Here is a 24,825-nt window from a genome sequence, read left to right as displayed (position 1 = left end):
AAAATCCTTACTGTTGTTGCTCTTATCAGTCCAGTCCTCGGCTGTAGGGTTATTTGCTGTGGTGAGCTTCCAGGATTGATCGTTCCTGTTGAAGTCGCTGCAAAGCTCCTTTCCTGTCAATCACCAAAATAAACAGAAAAGTAGTTTTGTAACGTTTACGTGTTTGTTTTCTTTTCATGTATTGAAAAATTGAAAATGATCGTTAGCTTTTCACGATGTACTCAAATGGCCGTTATTGTTTTCGAAATTATTAATATATCTTTTGAATCAATTGTTAATCAATGCTTTTAATTTTTTTTGATAATTGATCGGCTACAAGTTGTAGCGGGACAACTACAATATGAGGGATAGATGGCATCTACCTTTAAAAATGAATTCAACAGTTCTTTAATCTTTCAATTACATTTTCTTCTTGGGTAATATGGTTAAGGAATATATCGCTTAGCATAGCGACTAACTAGCCGATTTGGGCAGATAAAATCCTTTTGTTCGCTTTATAAATTAATCCATTTACATGATAGACAAGAAAAAGGCGTGTAAATAAAAATTATTCGTTTTGACCCTCGTCTAATGTTAGTGTTGTAACTTTCTTTGTAGCTATTCAGCTACAGCGTAGTAGCGTATCTACTACAAGATTACCTGTAAATAAAAAAATCTATGCTGATATTTCTTTTTTAGTGCAAATTAGTGTCGTCTATATTATTTTGATTGCCCTTATGCAGCTAGTTAAGGTCCTTCAATGCTACTAATCAGGAGCCAAATTGACGTCAACGCATGAACTTGAAAATGGATTATAATGACCTATTTACGCTGATCAACTGTATTCTCTCGGTTGTGAACTTACTGTTATTGCTATTTTTTGTATTACGGTACATACAATCGCGGAAAAACGCACAGGTGATTGCCTTGCCATTAGCTGATGATATAAGGATTGAAAATAACGATGGAGAAGAGACTATCTGTTCAAAAGATGAGCTGAAGTGTGCAGATGTGCTGATGAGTAAAATAACGGAGGACCGTTTGGTAGAGCAGTTTGAAAGGGCTCAAGCGGCCCGATTTTTCTTAAAAAAGGGTGTTTCTCTACAAGATTTAGCAGATCTGCTCGGTACTAATCAACGTTATGCATCTTATATTTTAAATCGCCATGTTGGATTGGATTTCAATAATTATATCCAACAGGCGCGAATAGAATATTTAATAAATAGTGTAGAACTGAACCCAGATCTGCTTAACGTGAAATTTTCTGTCTTAGCTGAAAAGGCCGGTTTTTCAAGTATCAGCAAATTCTCCTCTGTATTCAAAGCGGTAAAAGGTATCCCCCCTTCTGAATATTTTCAACGCTTACGGATGACCCTTTGATTTTTATCTTCTTCCTTTAAACAATTTCTATTTTTATCTCTGGATAAGAAAGTGTCTATTAGATTTCTATTCGATACTCTAGGCTACCGTACACTTTACAATCAACATTAACCCTCGCTCACATTCTTTTTAGGTCATATTCTCAGGCTTCTATCTCCTATTGGTATTGTGTACCCAGCCGATTGCTGTGAATTTCATGATATGATACAGCATTACTGACTACATCCTTGCATTTTATTGAATTCTTTTTAATTCCTGCTTTATTGTTCGTTTTAAATTTCTCTATTATAAAATAACGCACTTACCGAGAAGTCGTGCATACGCTATGTTTTTAACTTTTGTAGTGTAAGTACTACATATTTAGTAAGTTACATTTTTTTTAAAGTCACCTTTACTTATCATTTGTAGAAATTTGATTTCCATTAAAGGAAAATGTGTTTTTTTTTATCCTCAAATTACCATTCCGAATCTCTTTAATCTACCGTTAGATCATGCTTTCCTTTAAATTAAAGCCTATACGCTTTATTTTTTCGGAAAATGGAAAGTCTCAGGTATACATCCCAATAGTATACCCAAAGTTTGTTTTATCCAATTTTGTTGAAGCTAACAAAGCAATATTATCAACTATCATTCAACAACAATTTTGACCGATCATGATTTTGAAAAAGACACTTTTACTACTTACAGCTGTAGCAGGAGCCCAGGTTGCCCTGGCACAGCAAATTGATGTAAAGCCAGATACAATCGTTTCCGTATCTAAAGATCGCTATCGGACCGAGAGCAACCGCTTTTGGGACAACTGGTTTATCAATGCTGGCGCGGGCGCCCAGATTTATTTTGGCGACCACGATAAGCAGATGAAATTTTCTGAACGCCTTACCCCAAGCTTCGAATTTAACCTTGGAAAGTGGTTTAGCCCCGGCATCGGTGTGCGCGCCGGCCTAACGGGTTTTAAAGTGAAGGGACTGACGCAAAATGGAAGCCATTCTACGGGGGTGCAGTATGATGGTAAGCCCTGGGATGGTTACTGGCTGTACAATCAGGAATTTAATTATTTCCACATCCATGGCGATGTACTGTTCAACTTGTCCAACATTTTTTCTGGTTATAAAAAAGATCGTTTTTATAACATCAGTCCTTATGTGGGCTTAGGTTGGATGGTCACCAACGATGCACCCAAGCAGAAAGAAGTCAGTGCTAACATCGGTATTTACAACAGTTTTCGCCTCAGCGATGCGTTGGACCTAACGTTTGATGTGCGCGGAGCCATGGTAAACGATCGCTTTGATGGTGAAACGGGGCACCGTAGCCAGGACGGTAATTTAAGTGCTGCACTGGGGCTGACTTACAAATTTAAGCAGCGGGGCTGGGAGAAGCCAAGTTCGGTGGTCATCACGTACAGTGATGCGTTGCTGAATAGTCTGCGCCAAAAGGTACAGCAGCTTGCCGAGGATAATGAAGCACTCAAAGCGCAATTGGCTGTATCGCAGGGTAAAACTATTACCGATATCCGTGTAGAAGAAAAAATATTGGCAGCTCCGATATTGGTGACCTTTCCGATTAATCAAAGCGTCGTAAGCAATGAAGCGCGTGTCAACTTGGGCTTCTTTGCCAAAGTGATCCAGGCCGGCAATAAAGACATTACCTATAAAGTGACGGGCTATGCCGATAAAGGAACCGGTACCAAAGCCATCAATGACCGTTTGAGCCGTGAGCGCGCCCAGGCTATCTATGATGTATTGGTGAAAGAGTTTCACGTATCGCCGCAGCAGCTTGAGCTGGCTTATGAAGGCGGTGTCGACAATATGTATTACGATGATCCTCGTCTTAGCCGTGCAGTCATTACTATTGCCAAATAATCTGTTACACCAGTAGCCATTCACTATTCAAATGAAGTCCATCTATTTATATCTCGCTTGTTTGCTTTCAATTTCCTTGTTCGCCTGTCAGGGCAATGGCCGTTATCCTGATGCGCAACAGGGGAAATTGATGGCATCCGCATCCGCGTATGAATTTATAGACATTGATGGTACCCGGCATCTGCTGAAAGATATGAAAGGGACGTACAAATTATTGGTTTTTTATGACCCCGAATCGGAGGAAAGCTTCGGACTGATTGCCGCGATGAAGCAATCTGTGCCTTTGGCAAAATGGGTTGCATCGGGCAAGGTCAATGTGGTGGCCATCTGCGTTAACGGAGATTTAAGCCATTGGAATACCTACCGAAAGCATATTCCGTCGCAGTGGATCAACGGGTTCGACCTGAAAGGGGAGGGCGGGGTAGAACCCTATTTTTTTCTCTCGTCGTTTCCGAGGCTCGTGTTATTGAACGATGCCAACGAGGAGATGAAAACAGCGATGGGATTGGATGCGCTTATTCCATTCCTTGAAAAGTAAATGTACCCATGGCATTGAGCAGAAATTTTTATAACAAATAGATTAGATCACCATGAACAGTTTGGAGTTAATGAAGTACGGCACTGTGCTATTACCTTTTCTATGTGCGATGTTATTGAGCTGGGGAATGCTCCCCTATATCTTACTGATTTCCTACCGGAAGCGTTTGTTTGATCCAGTTGATTCCCGGAAGCTTCACCAGCATATTGTCCCGAGACTGGGTGGGGTGGCTTTTGCTCCCATTCAATGCTGCATCCTTGTCATTACTTTCGTCAGTTTATACAAACTGAATATTGGTAATATCGATCTGCAGGTCGCTTCGTGGATTATCCTGCCGAGTATGGCCTTGTTGGTCTGCGGTCTGGTTATCCTCTTTATGATCGGTATTGGCGACGACCTGATCGGGGTGAGTTACAAATGGAAATTTGTCGCCCAGATTATGGTAGGCTGCCTGCTGCCACTGAGTGGTGTATGGATCAATGACCTGTATGGACTGGGGTTTGTTATTGGTATTCCGGCCTGGCTGGGTATGCCGCTTACGGTATTTGTCGTTGTGCTGATTATCAATGCCATTAATCTGATTGACGGCATCGACGGTCTCTGTTCGGGTGTGGTAACGATCGGTTTGGCTGTTTTAGGAGCTTTATTCGCTTATTATGGCGCCTGGTTGCATGCCATTTTTGCCTTTATCACGGTTGCCGTGTTGCTTCCATTTTTCTATTTAAATGTCTTTGGGACGACACGTCGGCGTCGGCGCATCTTTATGGGCGATACGGGAAGTATGACGCTGGGTTTTTCCATTGCTTTTCTGGTGGTCAGTTTTTCCATGAACAACCACTTTATCAAACCCTTTTCCGATGGTGCTATTGTGGTCGCTTTTTCCACCCTCATTGTGCCGGTGCTGGATGTGGCCCGGGTCATGTTCGTACGCTGGCGTATTGGTAAGCCGATCTTTAAACCCGATCGCAATCACCTGCACCACAAGTTGCTGCGGGCGGGATTGAGCCGCCATAGTGCCCTGCTCTTTATCCTGCTGATGACGTTGCTGTTTTGCCTATTTAATATTGTGGCTGTACGCTACGTCAGCAACAACCTGGTTGTGCTGGTCGATCTGCTCTTCTGGGGGGGCTTTCATTACCTGTTCAATGTATTGGAAAAGAGACAGCTCATTGCCAGACTGCAATTATTTATCAATCTATAACAAGTAAACACGACAGATGAAAATAGCTTTAATTGGAGGATCCGGTTTTGTGGGAACAAGACTGACCGACCTCTTGATCCATACCACCGACCACGAAATCGTGATTATCGATAAGGTAATCAGTGAAAAATATCCGCAGTTGACCCGTATCGGCAATGTGCAAGATCGGGATGCGCTGTGTGGTCTACTTCAGGGGGTACATCAAGTGGTGCTCCTGGCCGCAGAACACCGGGATGACGTTACCCCGGTATCAAAATATTACGACGTCAATGTCAATGGCATTGAAAACACACTTTACGCCATGCAGGCCAATGCAATCACACGTATTGTTTTTACGAGTTCTGTTGCTGTATATGGACTGGGTAAAGAAAACCCAAGTGAGGCGGCGGCAGTAGCGCCCTTCAACCATTATGGGAAGAGCAAGCTACAAGCCGAGCAGGTGTTGGAGAAGTGGTACGCAGCGCATGCCGACTGGAACATCCAGGTCATCCGGCCCACGGTCATTTTTGGCGAGGGCAATCGCGGCAATGTCTATAACCTGTTGCAGCAGATCGCCTCCGGTAAATTTATGATGATCGGAAAAGGAGACAATCAGAAGTCGATGTCCTACATCGGCAATATTGTGGCATTTATTGCCTACCTGATTTCGGACCAATGCACCGGGTACAGTCTGTACAATTATGGCGATAAGCCCGATCTCACAACCAATGATCTGGTGTATTATACCGGTAAAGTACTTGGTAAGCATATCCCCACATTACGCATACCTTATTCGCTGGGTCTTATGGGCGGCTACGCTTTTGATGCCCTTGCTTTTATCCTGCGCCGCAAATTGGCGATCAGCTCCGTTCGGGTTCGCAAATTTTGCGCCGTTACACAATATGATTCGTCCAAGGCGCTAGCGACCGGATTCCAGCCTCCTTTTGCGTTGCAGGAAGGTCTTCGCCGTACGCTAGAAAGCGATTTTTCAGCCTATATAAAAGTCAACAATCAGTTTGCGAGCTATGAAAACGGTTAACCTGATCTACTGGGACGGAAAGAATTTTGGCGATGCGCTTAGCCCGCGTTTGGTCGAAGAGCTGACAGGCCTTCCCGTGCAGTATAAAAGCTGGGATCCCTCGGCGATGGCCCGATTGAAAAATTTGAGTATGCAGCTCATCCGTTTTCGCTTTTCCGCCTTTCACAACATTCTTTGGCCATCGCAGGCCTCCTTGATTGCGGTGGGATCCGTTATCCGCTGGGGCAATCGTAAATCGTCGGTTTGGGGTGCAGGGTTTATGAATGCCGATGATCCGTTCGGAGGTGGACGCGTGTATGCCGTCCGCGGCAAATATACCAGTCAGAAGCTGGAGGCCATGGGGTATCCGCGCTGCGATACCTTCGGTGACCCGGCGGTGTTGCTTCCGCTCTGGATTCGCGGCAAGGAAAAGAAGACCAAGCAGCTCGGCGTAATTCCACATTGGAAAGAGGTCGATGCTTTTCGCGAAAAGTTTGGAACCGATATCAATCTAATCGATTTTCGTACGGTCGATGTGGAACGTATTATCGACGAGATTACAGACTGCGCGTATATCCTTTCCTCTTCTTTGCATGGGCTGATTGTTGCCCACGCCTATGGATTACCGGCATTGTGGATCAAAATGGGCTATATCGATACCGACGGATTTAAGTTTGACGATTATTTTAGTTCCGTTGATATCCCTTCCTACAATGGATTTGATCAGCTGGATGACATTTTGACCAGCGAATCGGGTTGGAGGAGCTTGTTTGCGTCCCATTGGGAAAAAGCACACTCTCAGATTGATCTGAGCGCGCTGCAGCGCCGGCTTTTAGCGGCTTTCCCCCTTCCTTTAAAACCAAAGTACCAGGCGCTGACCAAGCAACTGGCTTAATGACCGATTTCACATGGAGCTAAAGAAACAAGTCGCAACGGGAGCAATCTGGGTATTTATGGATCAATTTGGCGTACAGCTGGTGTCCTTTGTGGTCAACCTGGTGTTGGCCCGCTTGCTGATGCCGGCAGATTTTGGGACGATAGCACTTTTTAATGTGGTGATCAATATATGCTCCGTTTTGATCAACGGCGGAATGAGCAGTAGCCTCGTTCGGACGCAATCGGTAGACGAACGCGATCTATCCACCGTTTTTTGGTTCAATATGGCGACGACAGCCTTATTGTACCTGCTTGTATTTATTGCAGCTCCCTGGATCGGCCAGTTTTATCAGTTACCCATCTTGAGTCCCATCATTCGGGTCTATAGTATTGTGCTCATCATCGACAGCTTTGTGCATGTACAGGCCGTGCTATTTGATAAGAAACTGGATTTTAAAACCACCTTCAAGGTGCGTTTACCGTCGGTTATTGTGGGCGGGGTGGCAGGTATTGGCTTTGCGCTGGCAGGAATGGGGGTGTGGTCATTGGTCTATTCAGCCTTGCTGCAAAATCTGCTGTATACCCTGCAGTATTGGTTTTACAGCGACTGGCGGCCTACCTTTACATTTGACCGCGATAAATTTAACACGCATTTTGCTTTTGGTATCCGGCTAACCCTCTCTGCGCTGCTCAACGTTATTTTCAATAATGTGTATTCCATTGTCATCGGCAAACGATTTTCGGAAACAACCTTGGGCTACTATAACCGGGCTGAGTCGCTGAAAAATCTACCGATCAACAATATTTCGACCGCATTGAACAAGGTCACGTATCCCTTGTTTGCCAAGTTCAGCAACGACGATCAGCAGTTGCGCCATGCCTACCGGCGTGTGCTCAAGCTGGTTATCTTTATTATTGCCCCTACGATCTCGCTGATGGTCATTGCAGCCGAACCCATTATCAGGCTCTTGCTCGGTGCAAAATGGCTACCTGCGGTCCCCTATTTTCAGCTGATGGCCTTGGGAGCCCTTTTTCAGCCCATTCACAACTACAATCTCAACGTATTGCAGGTTAAGGGGCGGTCAGATCTTTATCTCAAGCTCGAAATCATTAAAAAGATCTGCATCGTCATCGCTGTGGTGGTGGGATTGCGGTATGGCATTTTTGGTTTAATATGGGGGCAGGTGGCCGTTTCTGTTGCCTCCCTTTTTATCAATACCCACTACACGGCCAGGTTTCTCGATTACTCGATGCGCCAGCAGCTGTCTGATCTGTTGCCCAGTATATTCGTATCGTGCGCCCTTGGCTGCGCAGTCTGGTGGGGCACCGCACTGCTGCCCTATGAGCTCACGGACGGGATGGAAGCCTTCCTGCTTTTCTCCAGTTATATCGTGGCATTTGCTACGGTATGCTGGCTCATTCAATTGGAGGAATACCGTTTTTTTTGCGGCATACTCCGCAGTGTATGGAAAAAACGAATTAAGATTTAACTACTAGCGCATCTATATCATGAAGAAGTCGATCGTAAAAACAGCCTGGAGCATGCTCCGTGAACAGAAGATCTTGCGAAAACACCGCAAGGTGGCTGCGTTCTGGAATCAGATGATCGCGCGGGAAGCGGCCGGGCAGCTCGAACATTTTCCACTTCGAGCCAAGATGGACCTCCCTGCCAATAAAGTGATTTGGCAATATTGGGGACAAGGTACACAGCCCGACCGCCTGCCGGATGTCGTCAAGCTCTGCTTTCAGTCGGTGGATACCTACCGGGGCGACTACACCGTCATTCGGGTAGACGATAATACGTTGCCACAATACCTCGATATACCTGATTTTATAGGGTCAAAACGGAAGGCAGATATCATCAGCCGGACATTTTTTTCGGATATTATCCGTCTGGCGCTGCTGCAGGTTTATGGCGGTGTGTGGCTCGACGCCACCATTCTATTGACAGATGAGTTGCCCGCCGAGTTTTGTGAACAGGACTATTTTGTGTACCAGCGGGACGCGCAGGAACCCTACACCGATTATTGGAAAAATAGTTATGCCTACTATTGGGGCTGGCACGAAGATCATCAAGTAAAGATGCTCAACAGTATTATTTTCGCCAAGAAAGGGCATGCACTGCTCGGTCAGCTGTGTCAGCTGCTTTTCAATTACTGGAAAGCTGCAGACGGGGCACTCGACTATTTTTTCTTTCAGATTTTGCACGAGCAGCTGCTGCCCGCTGGAAAATCGGCAGGGCAGGGCCTCCATGTGAGTGATGTTTACCCGCATCTCTTGCAGACCAAGCTGTCGGGCGGCAATTACCCAATGGCCTATTCCGATATTTTTTTGCGGACCAGCCTGCACAAGCTAACGTATTTCCCCGAAGATACCATCGCTCAACTCCAGCAGATTCTGCGCCAGACTAAAACGGCAGCGCCCGCTAGAAAGGAGGATAGTTAATATGGACAGGTTAAAACACGCTTACCTTATTTTGGCGCATAACGAGTTTGATGTCCTCCAAAAATTGGTGCATTGCCTGGACGATAAGCGCAACGACATCTACATCCATTTTGATCAAAAGGTAGCGCAATTGCCCGAGCTCAGCACGCAACATGCGCGGCTTTGTGTATTGAACGCACGCGTTGATGTGCATTGGGGCGATGTTTCTGTGGTGGCGGCAGAATATCGGCTTTTTGAAACCGCTGCTGCACAGCAGCAGTATGCTTACTACCATGTATTGTCGGGCGTAGATCTTCCGCTCAAAAGTCAGGATGAGATTCATGCTTTTTTTGCGGCACATCAGGGGCAGGAGTTCATCGGTTTCCAAAAGGGCAACTGCGACAAGGAGATCGACAGAAAAGTACGGCGGATCCATTTTTATCCAAACCGATTTAGAGCCGGCAAGGGTCTTTCTGCCTACTGGTACCGGGCTGCACGTGCCTTCAGTTTGCGCTTGCAGGGACTGTTTGGCCTATACCGCAACCAAGATGTGATCTTCAAAAAAGGTACCCAATGGGTCAGCGTGACCGATGCATTTGTCCGTTATCTCCTGACCCACAAAAGTGCAGTGCTCAAGATGTATCGACATACCTTCTGTAGCGACGAAATCTTTATCCAGACCCTTTGCTGGAACTCCCGTTTTCGGTTGAAGCGGCATCATACCAACAGCGAATATCACGATTGCCAACGGATGATCGGCTGGCATAAGGGCGAACTGACCGAATGGACCAGCGCCGACTTTGATCGCCTGATTGCTTCCGATCTGCTGTTTGCCCGCAAGTTTAACGGAAAGAACATGGAGCTCGTGGATCGGATGGTCGAACGGGTATGTGGTAAACAGACTTCAAATTCAACTGTAGTACAATGAATATAATAAGACGTTGCTATTTGACCATTCGGTATCGCCTGTTCAGGTTGCTATTGCCTTTTCCAAAGATTCATACCCCTATGGAAACTTTGGATAAGCTGCTCCAGTCCAACCTTTCGATGGCCCGATTTGGCGATGGCGAATTTCATATGATCAATCAGACCGAGCACCTGGGTTTTCAGGATATGGACGACGAGCTCTCGCAGCGTCTCCGTGCTATTCTGAGCAGCAACAGTGCGGTATGCATGATCTGCATCCCTTATGGCCTGCGTTCGGTACAGCATCTCAATGCGCAGGGAAGTTTTTTCTGGCGGCAGTTTGTGGTGTTTCATTACCGAAAATATATCCCTTACTTCAATTACTCGAGGCCCTATTACGATGCCTGTGTGACACGGCCTTATATGGATTGGCAGGATAAATCGCATTGCGTTAGCTTCTTTTCGAAGCTTAAGCAACTCTGGCAGGACAAGCGCATTTTAATTGTCGAAGGTGAAATGAGCCGCCTGGGCGTGGGCAACGACCTGTTTTCAGGGGCATCGGCTATCGGCCGTATTATTACCCTGTCGCAGCAAGCCTTTAGCTGTTACGATGCCTTGCTACTGGAAACGGAGCGCGTAGGCAGAGCCTATGACCTGGTGCTGCTGGCACTTGGCCCCACGGCTACGGTGCTTGCTTATGATCTTTCGCACCTGGGGTTACGCGCCCTGGATATTGGGCATGTGGATATCGAATACGAATGGTTCCTGCAGCGTGCCCCCAAAAAAGTAGCTATCCCCGGCAAATATGTCAATGAAGTCAAGGATGGAAACAAGCAGCATGACCGGGCAGATCAACGGTATGAGCAAGAGGTTGTTAGCCGAATTTTTACACCCTAATGTATCCAACACGCATATGATGAAAATTTTACCCTTAGTCAGCATTATCACACCCGTCTATAACGCACAAGACACCCTCGAACGCACGTTACTGTCTTTACGTCGGCAGACCTATGGGCATATCGAATTTATCTGTGTCAACGATGCCAGCAGCGACCTTAGCTTGGCGATGCTGCATGTGTTTGCCCATGCCGTGGACGGTCGAGAAGGGTTTACAGTCAAAATTATTTCCCATCCGCAAAACAAAGGCGTGTCTGCAGCCCGTAATACGGGGTTGAATCATGCTTCGGGCCAGTTTATTCTATATGTCGATGCCGATGACAGCCTGGAGACCGATGCGGTAGAAAGCTGTGTGCAAGAAGCCTTGCGTACTGGAGCGGACATCGTATACTTTCAGTGGTGCCTTGTTTTTCAAAACAGCGAGCGTACCATGCTGCAGCCCACATGTGCAACTCCTTTGGAAGCCATACAGGCCATGCTGGCGGGGCGTATGCGCTGGAATCTGTGGTTATTTATGGTGCGTCGGTCGCTTTATGAGGCGTATTCCATCCGCTTTATACCCGGAGCCAATATGGGCGAAGACCTCTTGGTTACGCTAAAATTATTTGTCCATGCCACGCACATCTGTTTGCTGGACCGCGTATTGTATCATTACCGGCAGGATAATGCCGGCTCGATCAGCAAAACGTTCTCCACGCAGCATATGCGCGAAGTAGAAACCAATATCGGCGAGATTGAGCGCTACCTTGGGGCAAGTCAGTATGCATCGGCTATCGGGCCTGGAATCGACTTTCTCAAATTGACGATCAAATTGCCTTTGCTGGTGACGGGGCAAAAATCAGATTATATCCGCTGGACCAACTGGTTTAGCAGTTCCGACCGCTATATCCTGCAAAACCGCTCGGCGTCGCTGCATACACGCCTCTTACAATGGTTTGCCTCCAAAAGGCAATATTGGGCAGTACGGATGTATCATCTGCTGTTGCTACGGGTTTTCTATGGTATCATCTATAAATAGCGCTATGATAAAAGGATTACTGATTTTTTTTGTTGGCCTGTTGGTCAGCTGCTATTTCTTCTCGTTCGGCTTTACATTTCTACCGCCCAGTGTCAATACTAAAATTATTTTGGCCGGTATTGGTGCACCCTTGCTGTTCGTGCAACTGTTTCGCGCCCAACGGGTCGAAATTAGCCGGCCGCTGTTTTCGGCGACAGGTTTAGCTCTCGTTTTTTCGCTGGTCTGTTACATTGCTACCGATGTCAACCGCACCGAAGACTTTGCCTATGCTACCTACTACCTCAGTTTTGCGATATGGCTTCTTGCGGGTTATACCGTCATTATGGCCATCCGTCAGGTGCATGGCTATATCAATTTTCATATCCTCACGTATTATCTCGCGGCTGTTTGTCTGGCGCAGTGTATATTGGCCTTGTGGATCGATAGCTCGCCGGGGGTGCAGTCTCTGGTCGATCGCTATATCGAGCAGGGACAGGCTTTCGCGCAGGAGGTAGACCGCCTGTATGGCATCGGTGCTTCCCTCGATAATGCCGGCGTGCGGTTCTCGATCGTTTTGATCATGCTTTCCGCGCTGTTTACACGAGACCTGTTTCAGAAAAAGCCCCTATTGCTGACGGCCCTTTTATTGATTGTTTTCTTTGCCATCTTTATTCTGGGCAATATTATGGCGCGGACCACGTCCATTGGCGGGGTGATGGGGCTGCTGGCGATGTTTTTTTCCACGGGGCTATTCCACCGTATTATCCGGATAGAGTTTGTCCGTTTCTTTACGGTTCTTACTATTCTGCTGCTGGTGGCCGTTCTGATCTCCATGTACTTCTATGCGCACAATGAGCTTTTCCGGGGATATATGCGCTTTGCTTTCGAAGGCTTCTTCAATTATTACGAGACGGGGGAGTTTCGAACCGATTCGACCGACAAACTGAGCATGAACATGTGGGTTTGGCCCACAGATACCCGCACCTGGCTCATCGGTACAGGCCTTTTTGACGGCTGGATCTTTAACACCGACATTGGCTATTGCCGTTTTATACTCTATTGTGGCCTAATTGGATTCAGTGTCTTTGCTGGCTTTTTTATCTACCATGGATTGTCATTCCTGTCGAGGTACCGCCAATATAAGCTGTTGTTTCTGTCTTTATTGGCCTTCTCGTTTGTCATCTGGTTTAAAGTCTCTACCGATATATTTCTGATTTATGCCCTGTTTTATTGCGTCGAAGGCGTGCAGGGCGCTTTGTTCACTTCCAAATCTACTGTCGAAAATGAAAATAGTCTATTGCATCTTGGGAACATATAATGCTGGCGGCATGGAACGCGTATTGGCCAATAAGGCCAACTACCTGGCACGGATGGGGCATGAACTGACTGTTGTGACCACAGATCAAAAAGCACGTGCACCTCATTTTGAACTCGATCCTTTGATCTGCCAGGTAGACCTTGCGATCAATTATACCGACGATGCGGGACTGGGCATTTTTCGTAAAATACTTTCCTATAAGCGTCGGCAGCGTATCCATCGCGAGCGGCTTGAAGCAGTTCTTATGCCCTTAAAGGCCGATATTGTCATTTCCATGTTTGATCACGATGTTAGTTTTCTGCACGACATCACCGATGGGAGCAAGAAAGTCCTTGAAATTCACTTTTCAAGATTTAAACGGCTGCAATACGGTCGCAAAGGACTCTGGAAATTAGTCAATACCTGGCGCAGTGGCCATGATCTGGCCTTGGCCAAAAAATACGATCGTTTTGTGGTGCTCACCCATGAAGACCTGACCTATTGGAAGGGATTGAAAAATAGTGTCGTTATCCCCAACGCCAATACCTTTTCAGTACCTCGGCGGGCAGCGCTTACCGAGAAACGCGCTATTGCTGTCGGGCGGTTTGATTATCAGAAAGGATTTGACCAGCTGATCGAGATCTGGAAGGATATTCAAGCGCGCTGTCCCGACTGGAAGCTCGATATCTATGGGCAGGGTCCCTTGAAAGCCGATATGTTGGCCCAGATCCATGCTTTGGGATTGGACGGGCAGATTGCACTCCACGCGCCAGTCAAACACATTATGGAAGCGTATATGCACAGCTCATTAGTCTTGATGAGTTCGCGCTACGAGGGGCTACCAATGACACTGCTGGAGGCTCAGGCCAGCGGTCTGCCCATGGTTGCCTACGCCTGCAAATGTGGGCCCCGCGATATTATTAAACCCGGTAAGAATGGGTATTTGATTGCCGAAGGCGATCGTGCAGATTTTGCCGATAAGGCCTGCCGGCTCATGGAAAAAGGTGTGCTCCGCCAGCAGATGGGCCAGGCAGCATGGGAAATGGCCGAAAATTTCGATGCGGAACGTATTATGCGCCAATGGCTTTTATTGTTTGAGCGCTTAATGAAAGGAGAGAAGCGATGAGCAAAACGATCGTTATTTCTGCCGTCAATCTGGTGGAGGCAGGCCCATTGGCCATCCTCAAGCAATGTTTGGCTTGCCTTTCTGTGCTGGCTCAGTCGGGCGACTACCGTGTTATTGCACTTGTATACAAGCGTTCACTGGCCGATTTCCCGCATATCGAATATATCGAAACGCAGTGGCCCAAAAAACGCTGGGTCAACCGCCTCTATTATGAATATGTGTCCATGCGCTCGATATCAAAAGAGATCGGTCCCGTTTACCTTTGGTTTTCGCTGCACGATACCAGTCCGTCGGTGATTGCCGAGCGCCGGGCCGTATACTGCCATAATGCATTTCCTTTTTATCGCTGGAAGGCGCACGATCTTTTTTTTGCACCCAAGATCGCGTTGCTTGCGCTCTTCAGTACATATATCTACAAGCCCAATATTCGGCGCAATAATTATCTGGTGGTGCAGCAGCAATGGTTGCGCAAAGCCTTTCATCGGCTGTTTGCAGTTCCTCGCACTAAAATTATTGTTGCGCCACCCGAGTTATCGGCCAAGCAGCATGCGGTTTGCCAAAAGAAGGAGGCGCCGGGCGTATTCAGCTTTGTATTTGCCGGGTCGCCCAACAGTCACAAGAATTTTGAAGTAATCTGCCGGGCAGCAGCACTGCTCGAGCAGCAGGATACGGTGCCCTTTACAGTACATCTGACGGTGAAGGGCGATGAAAATACATACGCACAGTGGCTGCACCGCAGGTGGGGACATCTGAAATCCCTGCATTTTATGGGCTTTGTGAGCCGTACGCAGCTCGAAGATTACTATGCCGGCAGCGACTGTCTGATTTTTCCATCAAAGGCCGAGTCCTGGGGACTGCCCATTACCGAGTTTTCCGCTTATGACAAGCCGATGCTTTTAGCCGATTTACCCTATGCACACGACACGGCGGCAGGGAGTAAATGCGTGTCATTCTTTGATCCCGACGATCCAAAGGCTTTAGCAACACAAATGGGTGCACTGATGCGCGGCGACCGGTCTTTTTTGAAGGCTGTGGCTAAGGAACCATTGGACCAACCCTTTGCGCTAAACTGGACGGATCTCTTTCATACGCTTTTAAAATAATAGCTATTCATAAACTGTTAAACGCAAAAAAATTGATGAGAATATTACAACTTGGAAAATTTTATCCCATACGCGGCGGTGTAGAGAAAGTGATGTACGACCTGATGCTCGGTTTATCCGAGGGCGGAGTATGCTGTGATATGCTTTGCGCATCGACCGAAGATCATCCTGCCGCCGAAATACAGGTAAATCCCTATGCGCGGTTATTTGTTGTGCATACCTCCGTTAAAATTGCAGGCACCATGTTGGCTCCGGCAATGATCGCCAAGCTGCGGAAAATTGCTGGACAATATGATATCATTCACATTCACCATCCCGATCCGATGGCCAGTCTGGCACTTTACCTGTCGGGCTACCGGGGGCGGGTTGTGTTGCATTGGCATTCGGATATTTTAAAACAAAAGAACCTGCTCAAACTCTATAAGCCCTTACAGAGCTGGCTGATCAACAGAGCCGAACAGATTGTAGGTACCACCCCCGTTTATGTCGAGCAGTCGCCCTTTTTACAACAGGTAAAGGCCAAAATCGACTTTATTCCCATTGGTGTCAATCCGGTAGGCTACGACGGGGCAGCCGTTGCAGCACTCAGAAGCCGCTATCCGGGCAAGACCATTATCTTTTCCCTGGGTCGGCTTGTGGAGTACAAGGGCTATGCCTACCTCATCCAGGCGATGCAGCAGCTGGATGCGCGTTTTCACCTGATCATTGGTGGTAAGGGGCCGTTGGAGGAGCAGCTTCATCAGCTTATCGCGGACCTCAACCTGCAGGACCGTGTCAGTATGGTTGGCTTTGTGTCCGATGATGACATTCCGACCTATTTTGGCGCTGCCGATATCTTTTGCCTGAGTTCCATCTGGAAAACCGAGGCTTTTGCCATTGTGCAGATCGAGGCCATGTCTTGCGGCAAACCCATTGTGTCGACCGCAATACCGGGCTCCGGTGTCAGCTGGGTCAACCAAGATCAGGTATCGGGACTCGTCGTTGCCCCCGAAAATGCAACAGCGCTGGCTGCTGCCATTCAGCAGATCGGAACCGATTCGTGGTGTTATCAAACCTATGCCGAGGGGGGACGGAAGAGGTATCTAGCAAATTTTACACGCGAGAAAATGATCGCAAAATGTAGGAGGATTTATGAAAAATACTAAAATTCAAGCGGCCTTCTTGTTCCTCTTGCGCAGCGGACTTTGGGGCAAGAAACAGCAACATAACGAAAAGCAGTTCTTTCCCTTATCCGATGCGGAGTGGAGCGGGCTCTATCGCCGGGCGAACGAGCAGACCGTCCAAGGGATTGTTTACGACGGCCTTTTGTGCCTAGACAAGGACCATTTGCCGCCGCGTCAGCTGCAGATCAAATGGTCGGTGCAGATTGACCGGATCGAACGGAGCCATCGCCGTACCAATAGCCAGATTGCCGAGCAGTATGCCTTTTTCAAAAAGCGTAAACTCAGTCCACTGCTGTTGAAGGGGCAGGGCGTCGCGGAGAGCTACCGCTTTCCCGAACATCGCGTCTGTGGCGATATCGACTGGTATTTTGAAACCACGCGCCAGTGTACCCTGGCAGGCCTCCATCTCATCAAAAACCGCATCCCTCGCATCCATGTTGGCGGGCAGGTGTATCGTTGGACAGCAAGTGAAATGGATCTGCATGACCGGCTTTTCGATCTCCACAATCCTTTTTGCAAGCGATTATTGAACCAGTACAGGAAGGATTTCCCCGATACCACCCTGTCTATATCCGGGCAGGACGTCGCCGTGTTGGCGCCACAGGTTCAAGTTGTTCAGGTGACGGCACATATTCTCAAGCATTCCCTGGCTTTTGGCATTGGGCTTCGTCAATTCTGCGACCTGGCGGCACTTTATCACCGTTACCGGCACCTGCTGGATGGCGTGCGGTTAGAGCAGCTTTACCGCAGGATCGGCCTGTTGCGCTGGATTGCTCCGGTGCATCAGTTTTTGGTCAATGAGCTTGGCTTGGCAAAAGACAAACTTCCGTTTACCAGCCCTGCTGGCGGCTCCGGAATGGATATCCTTCAGGAAGTGTGGCAGAGCGGCAACTTTGGTTTTTACGATGAAGCTTATGTACAACGTATTGACGGCACTTTTTTGGCGCGTAAAGGACGTACCGAAGCCATACTGCGACGTATTGTCCGCTATTTTCCCTACGTTCCGAAAGAAGCTTTCTGGTTCCCGATTATTCATTTTTTAAACCGACGCGGCGCATAATCCAATTTAGAAGCCGCGTACGGCATATGCATATAAAAACAAACGATTATTACGATATGAAAAGACAAATTTTAGCAATGATTTTACTTGGTGTTAGCCTACTGAGTTCGTGCATGTCACCCAAGAAAGTGGTCTATGTCAATGACATGGTACCCAATATAGCCTACCGGGCGCTGGAAGTACCGATGTTAAAATTACAGCAGAGCGATCGGCTTAGCATTACCGTGAGCGCGAAAAACCCCGAGCTCGCCGCACCTTTCAATGTGATGGGCGGCAGCTACACGGTTGTTGAGAAGGAAAATGGTTTGAGTAGCGGCTCGGCCGGTACCGGCGGTCCAAGTTACCTCATCGATCAGCAGGGCAATATTACCTTTCCGATCCTGGGCAACCTGCACCTCGAAGGGTTGACGCTGGAGCAGGTTCGCGATCTGCTGTCGCAGCGCTTGTCCGACGGTGGCTATATCAAAGATGCCATTGTGAAAGTCGAACTGCTCAATCTTAAGGTCAACGTGATGGGCGAAGTCAACCGTGTAGGCATTATCGATGTGCCCGACTCGCGTATCAATTTGCTTGAAGCCATTTCTAAAGCTGGCGGAGTCACCCGCAATGCTGCTTCAGACCGTGTAACGGTCATTCGTGAAGAAAATGGCGTCCGAAAAAAGATGCTGACCAATGTGGGGTCGCAGGATATTTTTGATTCCCCGGCGTACTACCTGCAGCAAAATGATATTGTGTATGTAGAGCCTATCGCTGCGGAGAATACACCGCGCGAAGATCGGAGCTGGCGCTTCACCACCATTGCTACAGGTATCGTTACTGTGATCTTGACCGCCATAAACCTGCTTAAATAGTCAACGATGAAAACAACACACTATAATCAGTTACAGAAAGACAAATCGATCAATGTGCTGGATGTTTTGGCACATCTGCTCTACCATTGGAAATGGTTTGCACTGTCCATTCTTGTTTTTGGGTCGTACTACTATTATCAGTACGCCAAATCGCCGTTTATCTACCGCAGTGCCGAAACGATTATCATCAAAACACCGATGAATACCCCGCGTACGGCACGCATCTCGCGCACCAATGAAGCCTATAATTCCATTAGCGTGGCCAGTGAGATCCTGCAGCTCAAGTCGAAAGAATTGATGCGGCAGACGGTTACCCGTATCGGGGCCGAGATGAGCTATTCGGTTGCCGCAGGATTGCGACGCAACGAGCTTTACACGGCTAGTCCAATCAAGGTGAGCGTACCCCATACCAAGCCTGAGGATTCCTTTTCCTTTACGGTCACACCAGTTGGCGGTACGGCAGTATTGTTGAGCAATTGGAGCCACGGTGAAGCCACGTTGGAGGTGAAAGCCACCTTAGGCAAACCGGTTAACACCCCCCTTGGGCAGGTTACGGTGCAGTCGGCCCTAACCCCCGGCAAAGCACTACCGGAGCAAGAGATCAAGGTAGAGAAGTTTGCGCTGGAGCGTATGGTCAATTATTTTATCTCGACCATTACCATTACCCAGATGGAAGAAGATGCCTCCCTGCTGCAGGTTGTTGCAGAGGATACCAATCCGCTGCGTGCCACCGCCCTTATTGGGGAGATGATCAATGTGTACAATGAAGTCGCCTTGCAGGACAAAAACCAGATTGGCGTAAACACCGCTAATTTTATTCGGGAGCGGCTGGCCATCATTGAGCAGGAACTGGGTTCCGTGGAATCAAATATTGAAAATCTGCGGACACAAAATCAGGGTATGGATGCGTCCACGGTGGGCACAGCCTATTTTGAAGACAGCCGATTGTATCAGGCCGAGCGCAGCAAAGTAGAGAAACCGATATCAACCTTGCGCAGATGATGCGCGGCTATCTGGCCGACGGCAGTAAGAAAAATGAGCTGATTCCAAACAATACCGGACTGGTAGATGCCAATGTAGAAACCCAAATCAACGATTACAACACGACCTTGCTTCGTCGCAACCGCCTTATTGAAGGCAGCAGTGATGCCAATCCGGTGGTTCAGGATCTGGACCGGGCCTTGCAGTCCATGCGCGGCAATATCGGGCGGGCAGTAGACAACGCCATCGGCGGATTAAGGATCAAGGCCGGCAATATGAAGAAAGAAGAGCAAGCTGCACGCGGCAAAGCGATGCAGGTACCGCAAAAGCAACGGGTGATGCTCTCTGTAGAGCGGCAGCAAAAAGTAAAAGAAGAACTTTATCTGTATTTGTTGAACAAGCGCGAGGAGAATGCCATTAACCAGGCCATGACCGAAGACAACATCCGCGTTATCGATCCAGCCATTGTGACGTACGATCCCGTTGCCCCGAGCAAGATGCGCAAGTTGGGCTTAGGGATGGGCATAGGCCTGATATTGCCCGCGATTGTAATTATGACCCTGTCCATTCTCGACACCGGTGTTCGGCGTCGGCAAGATATCGAGGAGGCCATTGATGTACCGCTGTTGGGCGAAATTCCATTGGTCAACAATCGGCGTTTATCGCAGCACAACATTTTGGTGAGCGGTATGGGCAGAGACCCCCTCACGGAGGCTTTCCGCATCCTGCGTACCAATATGAGCTTTATGTCGCGGGAGGGTAAGCATCCGCAGACCATTACCCTGACCTCCTTTATTCCGGGCGTGGGGAAAACCTTTACGTCACTGAATCTATCCAGCACCTTATCTTTTTTAAATAAAAAAGTGATCGTTGTGGATATGGATCTGCGTAAGGGAACATTGAGTGACCGCATGGGCATTATACACGGCAAGGGCCTGAGCCACTATCTTTCCGACATCAACCTCGAACTGGACGCCATTATCCATTACAATTTGCATGGTGAAAACGTAGATTATATCTCCATTGGCATGGAGGCACCCAATCCAGTAGAGCTCTTGCTGAGCAAGCGGCTGGACCAGTTGATTGCCGATTTGCGTAGCCGCTATGATTACATTATCATCGATGGCGTACCCACCGGCATTGTCGCCGATGCCACAGTGGTAGACCGTGTTTCTGACCTGACTTTATTTGTTATCCGGGCAGGTAAAATGGATAAGCGGCAGTTGCCGGAGATCCAAAAAATCTATGCCGAGAAGCGACTTTCCAATCTGGCGATTATTCTGAATGGCCTCAAGTTGGGGCAGTCCGGTTACGGTTATGGCTACGGTTACGGCTATGGGTATGGCCGGGATGAGCGAAAAAATGGCTGGGGTAAACTGCTTCGTTCCATTCGAAATAGCTTTACCGGCAGCAAAAAGCACCGATAAATATGCGCACCGCGACCGTACCCTACCGGTCGGTTGCGGCTTTTTAGCACATTAGACAGTAAGAGAAACCATGCTAATGAAAGATAGAAGAGCATTTATGTTACAAGTTGCCCGTGAAGTGCTCACGGGGCGGATTTCCGTTGAAGAAGCCATGCAGCGCAGCCAGGTTAAAGATAAGCGTACCATTGTGAGCTGGGTGAAACGAGCCATGCGAGAACGCAATCCGGAGAAAGTTCTGGACCTGACGCTCGAACAGAGCGGCTATGCAGGCGACATCAGCCATCATTCGGCCGAAGAAAAAATCGCGAAACTAGCATCCGAACTGGCGGCGGCCAAAAAGCGAAACCTAGAGCTGCTGCATTTTCAGCAGATTCTGACCAATAAAATTAACGATCTCGAAGTATTGATCCATTATGCAGAAAGGACCTATCAGATCGATATTCTCCATATCAAACACAAGAAAGCCAAATGATTGCCCGGTTTTAATCCAGGTAGATGCGTTGCTGGCACCGTTCAGCCAAGTGAAGGTCGTGCGTCACAAAGAGGCACAATTTAGGCTTCCCATAGTCCAATAAGCGCTGTATCAGTGCATCAGCCGTTGCGCGGTCTAAGGCCGAGGTGACCTCATCGAAGAGCCAAATATCCCCATCATGCATCAATCCACGCGCTATGGCAATGCGTTGCGCCTGTCCTTCCGATAGCCCGATACCAGACTCGCCGATGTAGGTGTCTATGCCATCCGGTAGATCCAAGACAAATTCAGCGCCTGCAATGCGTAAGGCTTCGTCTATATCCAAAGAATGATTTTCATTGGCGTGCAGTAGTATATTTTCACGAATTGTACCGCTAAAGAGCGAATTGCCCTGCGGTATATACGCAAAATTGATGCGATGGCTGGCAGACAGCGGCCGCTCACCATCCCGGTCCCGAAGTGTAATCTGTCCTTTTCCGGGTTTCAGCAATGCGAGCAGCAACCGGATCAAGGTAGTTTTTCCCTTTCCACTCGGCCCGATGATAGCGGTAGGTTCACCCGCTTTCAGGGAAAGATTCAAATTTTGCAGCACCCATTTGTCTTCATAGCGAAACGACAGATCGCTGATGCGGAGCTCCTGCGTGTGCTGCAGGCGCTGCTGTGGCACTTGCGGTTCCATTTCACCGGCCTGCAGTTCCAGTAGGCGATCTGCGGAGACGCGGAACCGGACAAAGCCCGGGATATAAGCGATCAAAGCGAGGATGGGCGACTGTATGCGGGCCACCAGCTGCAAGAAGGCCGTCATGGTACCAAAAGAAATCAGTCCCGATTGCAAGCGGTAGATTCCCCAACAAAAAGCCACGAGGTACCCGGCGTTCATGGCCACCTTCATGGCACCCTGCGTATATGTGGAGAAGTTTATCTGGCGCATTTTTAGTGCGAAAAGTTGCTGTTGGCTTTCGGTCAATTTTGCCCTTCTCTTTCGGAAAGCACTCATGGCGCGGATGAGGAGGCGAAAGCGGAGATTTTCCTGCAGCACGTTAGCGAAGTTACTTTCCTCCGTTTTAACTTCCTGGCTAAGCTTGCGCATTTTTCGGAAATACAGTTTCGAAAAGACAAAGAGCGGTGATATGGCCAGGATCATCAGGGCCAGCATCGGATCCATATACCACAGGAATCCGACCGAGGCCAGCAACTGTATTGCGGTCAATACAAAAGACAGTAGGGTATTGGCGATGGTATTGGCGACTTCTTCGCAGTCCGTTTGTATGCGGATCTGAATATCGCCCGTATGCCAGTTTTTGATCAGCTTCCAGACGGAGAGCATTTGGGCGTCGAGCATGTTGCGCTGCAGTTCCAGCGTCAGCATCAGTTTGATGCGTTCCATCAGTCGCCCGGAGTAACCTTTGATGCCAACGTTGAGGGTAATGGTGGCTATGATGCCTATCAGCAGCCATTTCAGTGGCAGTTGGCCCGGCATCGTTGCCGTATCGACCGCTTTCTTGGACAAGTACACAAAGAGCAGGGAGAGGACGATGCAGATCAGCTCCAATATAAAATAAAGCGACAGGCGGCTTCGATACCCTTTGCTAATGGACCAGGCCCAGCGCAGGTGCTGTTTGAGGCTGCTGCTGTTCATTTGCTATTCTTCGAGCAATCCCTGTTTTTGAAAATCCTGGAGCAACACTGCTGCATCAGATGCAGCCTGATCTTTACTGACCTCATAATTTTCAAGGAGCAACTCCACAATGGTGTCCGTATCGAAATCTTTTCCTTTGAGCTCTTCCCAAAGCCAGGCCGCCGAGCTGTTGAGGGTATATACGGTTGAGAAGTCTACCATATCCTGGCTCGGGTCCACAATTAAATGATCCGAACCTATGGTTCTTAAAATTAAATCTGATCTTAATTTCATACTATTTAACTTTTATAATAAGTAATAGCCCCATGGGGCTATATTATCAAACATAAATAAATTGTGCCTTAAATACAATATTAAAGGCTTGTATTTAAGGCACAATTTATATTTTTTTCAGTGATTTGCTGTGATGTGTGGGTTGCCTTGACACACGATTTAATCATGCTTCAATTTACTTTTGCTTCAATGCCCTGATGGTCTCTCGAAGACCTTCCTTTGCTGTTTTTGGTAGCCGTTCGATTGCCAGTTCCACTTTTATTTTTTTATTGGAAACCACCAGATTACTGGTTAGTTTTTTTAGCCGCCAGGTATTCAATGGAAATACGCTACTGCGGTCGCCAATTTTTGATAGAAATGAAATTATACTTTTCGGTAGGGGGAAACAAGGGATTTTTAAACCTGTTTCCTGTTTCATGATGTTTACGATTTCATTTGACGATAAGGTTTCATCGTCGGACAGGTGATAGATTCCCGAATTGATCTTTGCATGCTGTAAAACAATCTGTTCGACAAAGAAGCAGAAATTATCAACTGACAGAAAAGAGCGTTTATTTTTAAATCGAACGAGGGGATAAGGAATTCCTTTACTGACAATTGAAAATAGCTGTTTTAAATTACCTTTATCGCCTGCGCCATGCACCATGGGCGGACGCAAGATAATCAATTTCTTGTCTGCAGGTAATTTTTTGGCTCAACAGCCATTCCTCAGCAGCTTGTTTAGATCTACCGTAAGGTGATACGGAGTTGTAGTTCGCATTTTCCGAGAGGGATTTGGCCGATTCTACCTCTTCAATGGCGGCGAGGGAGCTGATATGTATAAATAACTTCGCCTGGGAGGAAATAAATATACTAAATGCTTTTTTTGCCAGCTCAAAGTTTGCAAAGAAGAAATCCTCTTCCGTTGCCTTTCCTGTAAAATCGTGCGCTTTGCCTACTAAATTGATGATGCAGTCGGTTGGAAAGTTCTCCTTTGACCAACTTAAATCTCTCATGGACACAAATTCACATTGAATTGGATCCTTGAGTTTCTTCTTTAAATGACTTCCTAAGAAGCCGCTACTTCCTCCTAAAACTAATACTTTCATGCTATTCAACCCCTTATTCATTATGCTGCTAAATGCTAATTACCGCTAAATGAAAAAACACCATGCTAAACTTGATATGACTTTTTGAAAATTCTTTTCTTACACTTCCCGATAAACAATTTGTCGTTATGGCTTAAGATTATTTAACAATCTAGAACCAATATAGAGTAGAGATAATAGATTAACACATTGCATATTATGGTACGTAACATTTGTTAACTAAATTTCTTCCCTCATAATTATAGTTAGTATAATCGATGCAAATATACATTTAATAATTTATAATTATTT

General features: G+C 47.4%; 25 protein-coding genes. 20 read left to right on the top strand and 5 right to left on the bottom strand.

Annotated elements, in window-relative coordinates; all coding sequences use genetic code 11:
• Nucleotides 1–49: 49 nt before the first annotated feature.
• Nucleotides 50–178 (bottom strand): hypothetical protein, encoded by a 129-nt coding sequence (locus QE382_RS00845; protein ID WP_307184311.1) that lies wholly within the window; start codon nt 176–178, stop codon nt 50–52.
• Between the two features lie 596 nt (nt 179–774).
• Between QE382_RS00845 and QE382_RS00840 the strand changes: the two genes are divergently transcribed.
• The 20 genes from QE382_RS00840 (at nt 775) to QE382_RS00745 (ending at nt 21,534) form a co-directional block, all read left to right on the top strand.
• Nucleotides 775–1,359, top strand: a complete 585-nt coding sequence (locus tag QE382_RS00840; RefSeq protein ID WP_209577221.1) for a helix-turn-helix domain-containing protein — start codon at nt 775–777, stop codon at nt 1,357–1,359.
• Nucleotides 1,360–2,012: 653 nt separating this feature from the next.
• Entirely contained in the window at nt 2,013–3,218 is a 1,206-nt protein-coding gene (locus QE382_RS00835) for an OmpA family protein (RefSeq protein ID WP_209577223.1), read from the top strand.
• Nucleotides 3,219–3,249: 31 nt separating this feature from the next.
• On the top strand, nt 3,250–3,756 hold the full coding sequence (locus QE382_RS00830) for a thioredoxin domain-containing protein (protein WP_209577225.1): 507 nt from the start codon (nt 3,250–3,252) through the stop codon (nt 3,754–3,756).
• 52 nt (nt 3,757–3,808) lie between these two features.
• Nucleotides 3,809–4,957 carry an MraY family glycosyltransferase gene (locus QE382_RS00825; RefSeq protein ID WP_307184310.1) on the top strand — a complete coding sequence of 383 codons (1,149 nt, stop codon included), beginning with the start codon at nt 3,809–3,811 and terminating at the stop codon, nt 4,955–4,957.
• A 16-nt stretch (nt 4,958–4,973) separates the two neighbouring features.
• On the top strand, nt 4,974–5,975 hold the full coding sequence (locus tag QE382_RS00820) for an NAD-dependent epimerase/dehydratase family protein (RefSeq protein ID WP_307184309.1): 1,002 nt from the start codon (nt 4,974–4,976) through the stop codon (nt 5,973–5,975).
• A complete protein-coding gene (locus QE382_RS00815) occupies nt 5,962–6,849 on the top strand; it encodes a polysaccharide pyruvyl transferase family protein (RefSeq protein WP_307184308.1) in 888 nt (295 codons plus the stop codon). The genes QE382_RS00820 and QE382_RS00815 overlap by 14 nt, the downstream gene beginning before the upstream one ends.
• Nucleotides 6,850–6,862: 13 nt before the next feature.
• Nucleotides 6,863–8,320 carry a lipopolysaccharide biosynthesis protein gene (locus QE382_RS00810; protein WP_307184307.1) on the top strand — a complete coding sequence of 486 codons (1,458 nt, stop codon included), beginning with the start codon at nt 6,863–6,865 and terminating at the stop codon, nt 8,318–8,320.
• A 19-nt stretch (nt 8,321–8,339) separates the two neighbouring features.
• On the top strand, nt 8,340–9,275 hold the full coding sequence (locus QE382_RS00805; RefSeq protein WP_307184306.1) for a capsular polysaccharide synthesis protein: 936 nt from the start codon (nt 8,340–8,342) through the stop codon (nt 9,273–9,275).
• A gap of 31 nt (nt 9,276–9,306) precedes the next feature.
• On the top strand, nt 9,307–10,182 hold the full coding sequence (locus QE382_RS00800) for a beta-1,6-N-acetylglucosaminyltransferase (RefSeq protein ID WP_307184305.1): 876 nt from the start codon (nt 9,307–9,309) through the stop codon (nt 10,180–10,182).
• Entirely contained in the window at nt 10,179–11,057 is an 879-nt protein-coding gene (locus QE382_RS00795; protein WP_209577239.1) for a GT-D fold domain-containing glycosyltransferase, read from the top strand. Before QE382_RS00800 ends, QE382_RS00795 begins: the two co-directional genes overlap by 4 nt.
• On the top strand, nt 10,966–12,075 hold the full coding sequence (locus tag QE382_RS00790) for a glycosyltransferase family 2 protein (RefSeq protein ID WP_307184304.1): 1,110 nt from the start codon (nt 10,966–10,968) through the stop codon (nt 12,073–12,075). Before QE382_RS00795 ends, QE382_RS00790 begins: the two co-directional genes overlap by 92 nt.
• A 4-nt stretch (nt 12,076–12,079) precedes the next feature.
• Nucleotides 12,080–13,372, top strand: coding sequence for a hypothetical protein (locus QE382_RS00785; protein WP_307184303.1), 1,293 nt, complete (start codon nt 12,080–12,082; stop codon nt 13,370–13,372).
• Nucleotides 13,338–14,477: a glycosyltransferase family 4 protein gene (locus QE382_RS00780; RefSeq protein ID WP_209577246.1), complete on the top strand. Its 1,140-nt coding sequence runs from the start codon at nt 13,338–13,340 to the stop codon at nt 14,475–14,477. Before QE382_RS00785 ends, QE382_RS00780 begins: the two co-directional genes overlap by 35 nt.
• Nucleotides 14,474–15,580 (top strand): glycosyltransferase family 4 protein, encoded by a 1,107-nt coding sequence (locus tag QE382_RS00775; RefSeq protein WP_209577248.1) that lies wholly within the window; start codon nt 14,474–14,476, stop codon nt 15,578–15,580. The genes QE382_RS00780 and QE382_RS00775 overlap by 4 nt, the downstream gene beginning before the upstream one ends.
• A 35-nt stretch (nt 15,581–15,615) precedes the next feature.
• Complete coding sequence (locus tag QE382_RS00770) at nt 15,616–16,725, top strand: glycosyltransferase (RefSeq protein ID WP_307188002.1); 1,110 nt, start codon at nt 15,616–15,618, stop codon at nt 16,723–16,725.
• Nucleotides 16,712–17,803, top strand: a complete 1,092-nt coding sequence (locus QE382_RS00765) for a nucleotidyltransferase family protein (RefSeq protein ID WP_307184302.1) — start codon at nt 16,712–16,714, stop codon at nt 17,801–17,803. Before QE382_RS00770 ends, QE382_RS00765 begins: the two co-directional genes overlap by 14 nt.
• Nucleotides 17,804–17,859: 56 nt before the next feature.
• Nucleotides 17,860–18,654, top strand: a complete 795-nt coding sequence (locus QE382_RS00760) for a polysaccharide biosynthesis/export family protein (RefSeq protein WP_307184301.1) — start codon at nt 17,860–17,862, stop codon at nt 18,652–18,654.
• Between the two features lie 6 nt (nt 18,655–18,660).
• On the top strand, nt 18,661–19,656 hold the full coding sequence (locus tag QE382_RS00755) for a GumC domain-containing protein (protein ID WP_307184300.1): 996 nt from the start codon (nt 18,661–18,663) through the stop codon (nt 19,654–19,656).
• The gene (locus QE382_RS00750; protein WP_307184299.1) at nt 19,653–21,062 is read left to right on the top strand and encodes a tyrosine-protein kinase domain-containing protein; all 1,410 of its coding nucleotides are present in this window, start codon (nt 19,653–19,655) and stop codon (nt 21,060–21,062) included. Before QE382_RS00755 ends, QE382_RS00750 begins: the two co-directional genes overlap by 4 nt.
• Nucleotides 21,063–21,138: 76 nt before the next feature.
• Nucleotides 21,139–21,534, top strand: a complete 396-nt coding sequence (locus tag QE382_RS00745) for a hypothetical protein (protein WP_307184298.1) — start codon at nt 21,139–21,141, stop codon at nt 21,532–21,534.
• A 10-nt stretch (nt 21,535–21,544) separates the two neighbouring features.
• On the opposite strand, the gene QE382_RS00740 is transcribed toward QE382_RS00745, so the two are convergent.
• From QE382_RS00740 to QE382_RS00725, 4 genes are all read right to left on the bottom strand, one after another.
• Nucleotides 21,545–23,173, bottom strand: a complete 1,629-nt coding sequence (locus QE382_RS00740; RefSeq protein ID WP_307184297.1) for an ABC transporter ATP-binding protein — start codon at nt 23,171–23,173, stop codon at nt 21,545–21,547.
• 3 nt (nt 23,174–23,176) lie between these two features.
• Complete coding sequence (locus tag QE382_RS00735) at nt 23,177–23,446, bottom strand: PqqD family protein (RefSeq protein ID WP_307184296.1); 270 nt, start codon at nt 23,444–23,446, stop codon at nt 23,177–23,179.
• Between the two features lie 175 nt (nt 23,447–23,621).
• Nucleotides 23,622–24,104: a Rossmann-fold NAD(P)-binding domain-containing protein gene (locus QE382_RS00730; RefSeq protein WP_307184295.1), complete on the bottom strand. Its 483-nt coding sequence runs from the start codon at nt 24,102–24,104 to the stop codon at nt 23,622–23,624.
• The gene (locus tag QE382_RS00725) at nt 24,070–24,534 is read right to left on the bottom strand and encodes an NAD-dependent epimerase/dehydratase family protein (protein WP_307184294.1); all 465 of its coding nucleotides are present in this window, start codon (nt 24,532–24,534) and stop codon (nt 24,070–24,072) included. Before QE382_RS00725 ends, QE382_RS00730 begins: the two co-directional genes overlap by 35 nt.
• Between the last annotated feature and the right edge of the window lie 291 nt (nt 24,535–24,825).

The sequence above is a fragment of the Sphingobacterium zeae genome (assembly GCF_030818895.1).
In the GTDB taxonomy this organism is placed as follows: Bacteria; Bacteroidota; Bacteroidia; order Sphingobacteriales; family Sphingobacteriaceae; genus Sphingobacterium; species Sphingobacterium zeae.
The sequence above is the reverse complement of the archived record's forward strand: the minus strand, read 5'-3'. Positions and strand labels throughout refer to the sequence as shown.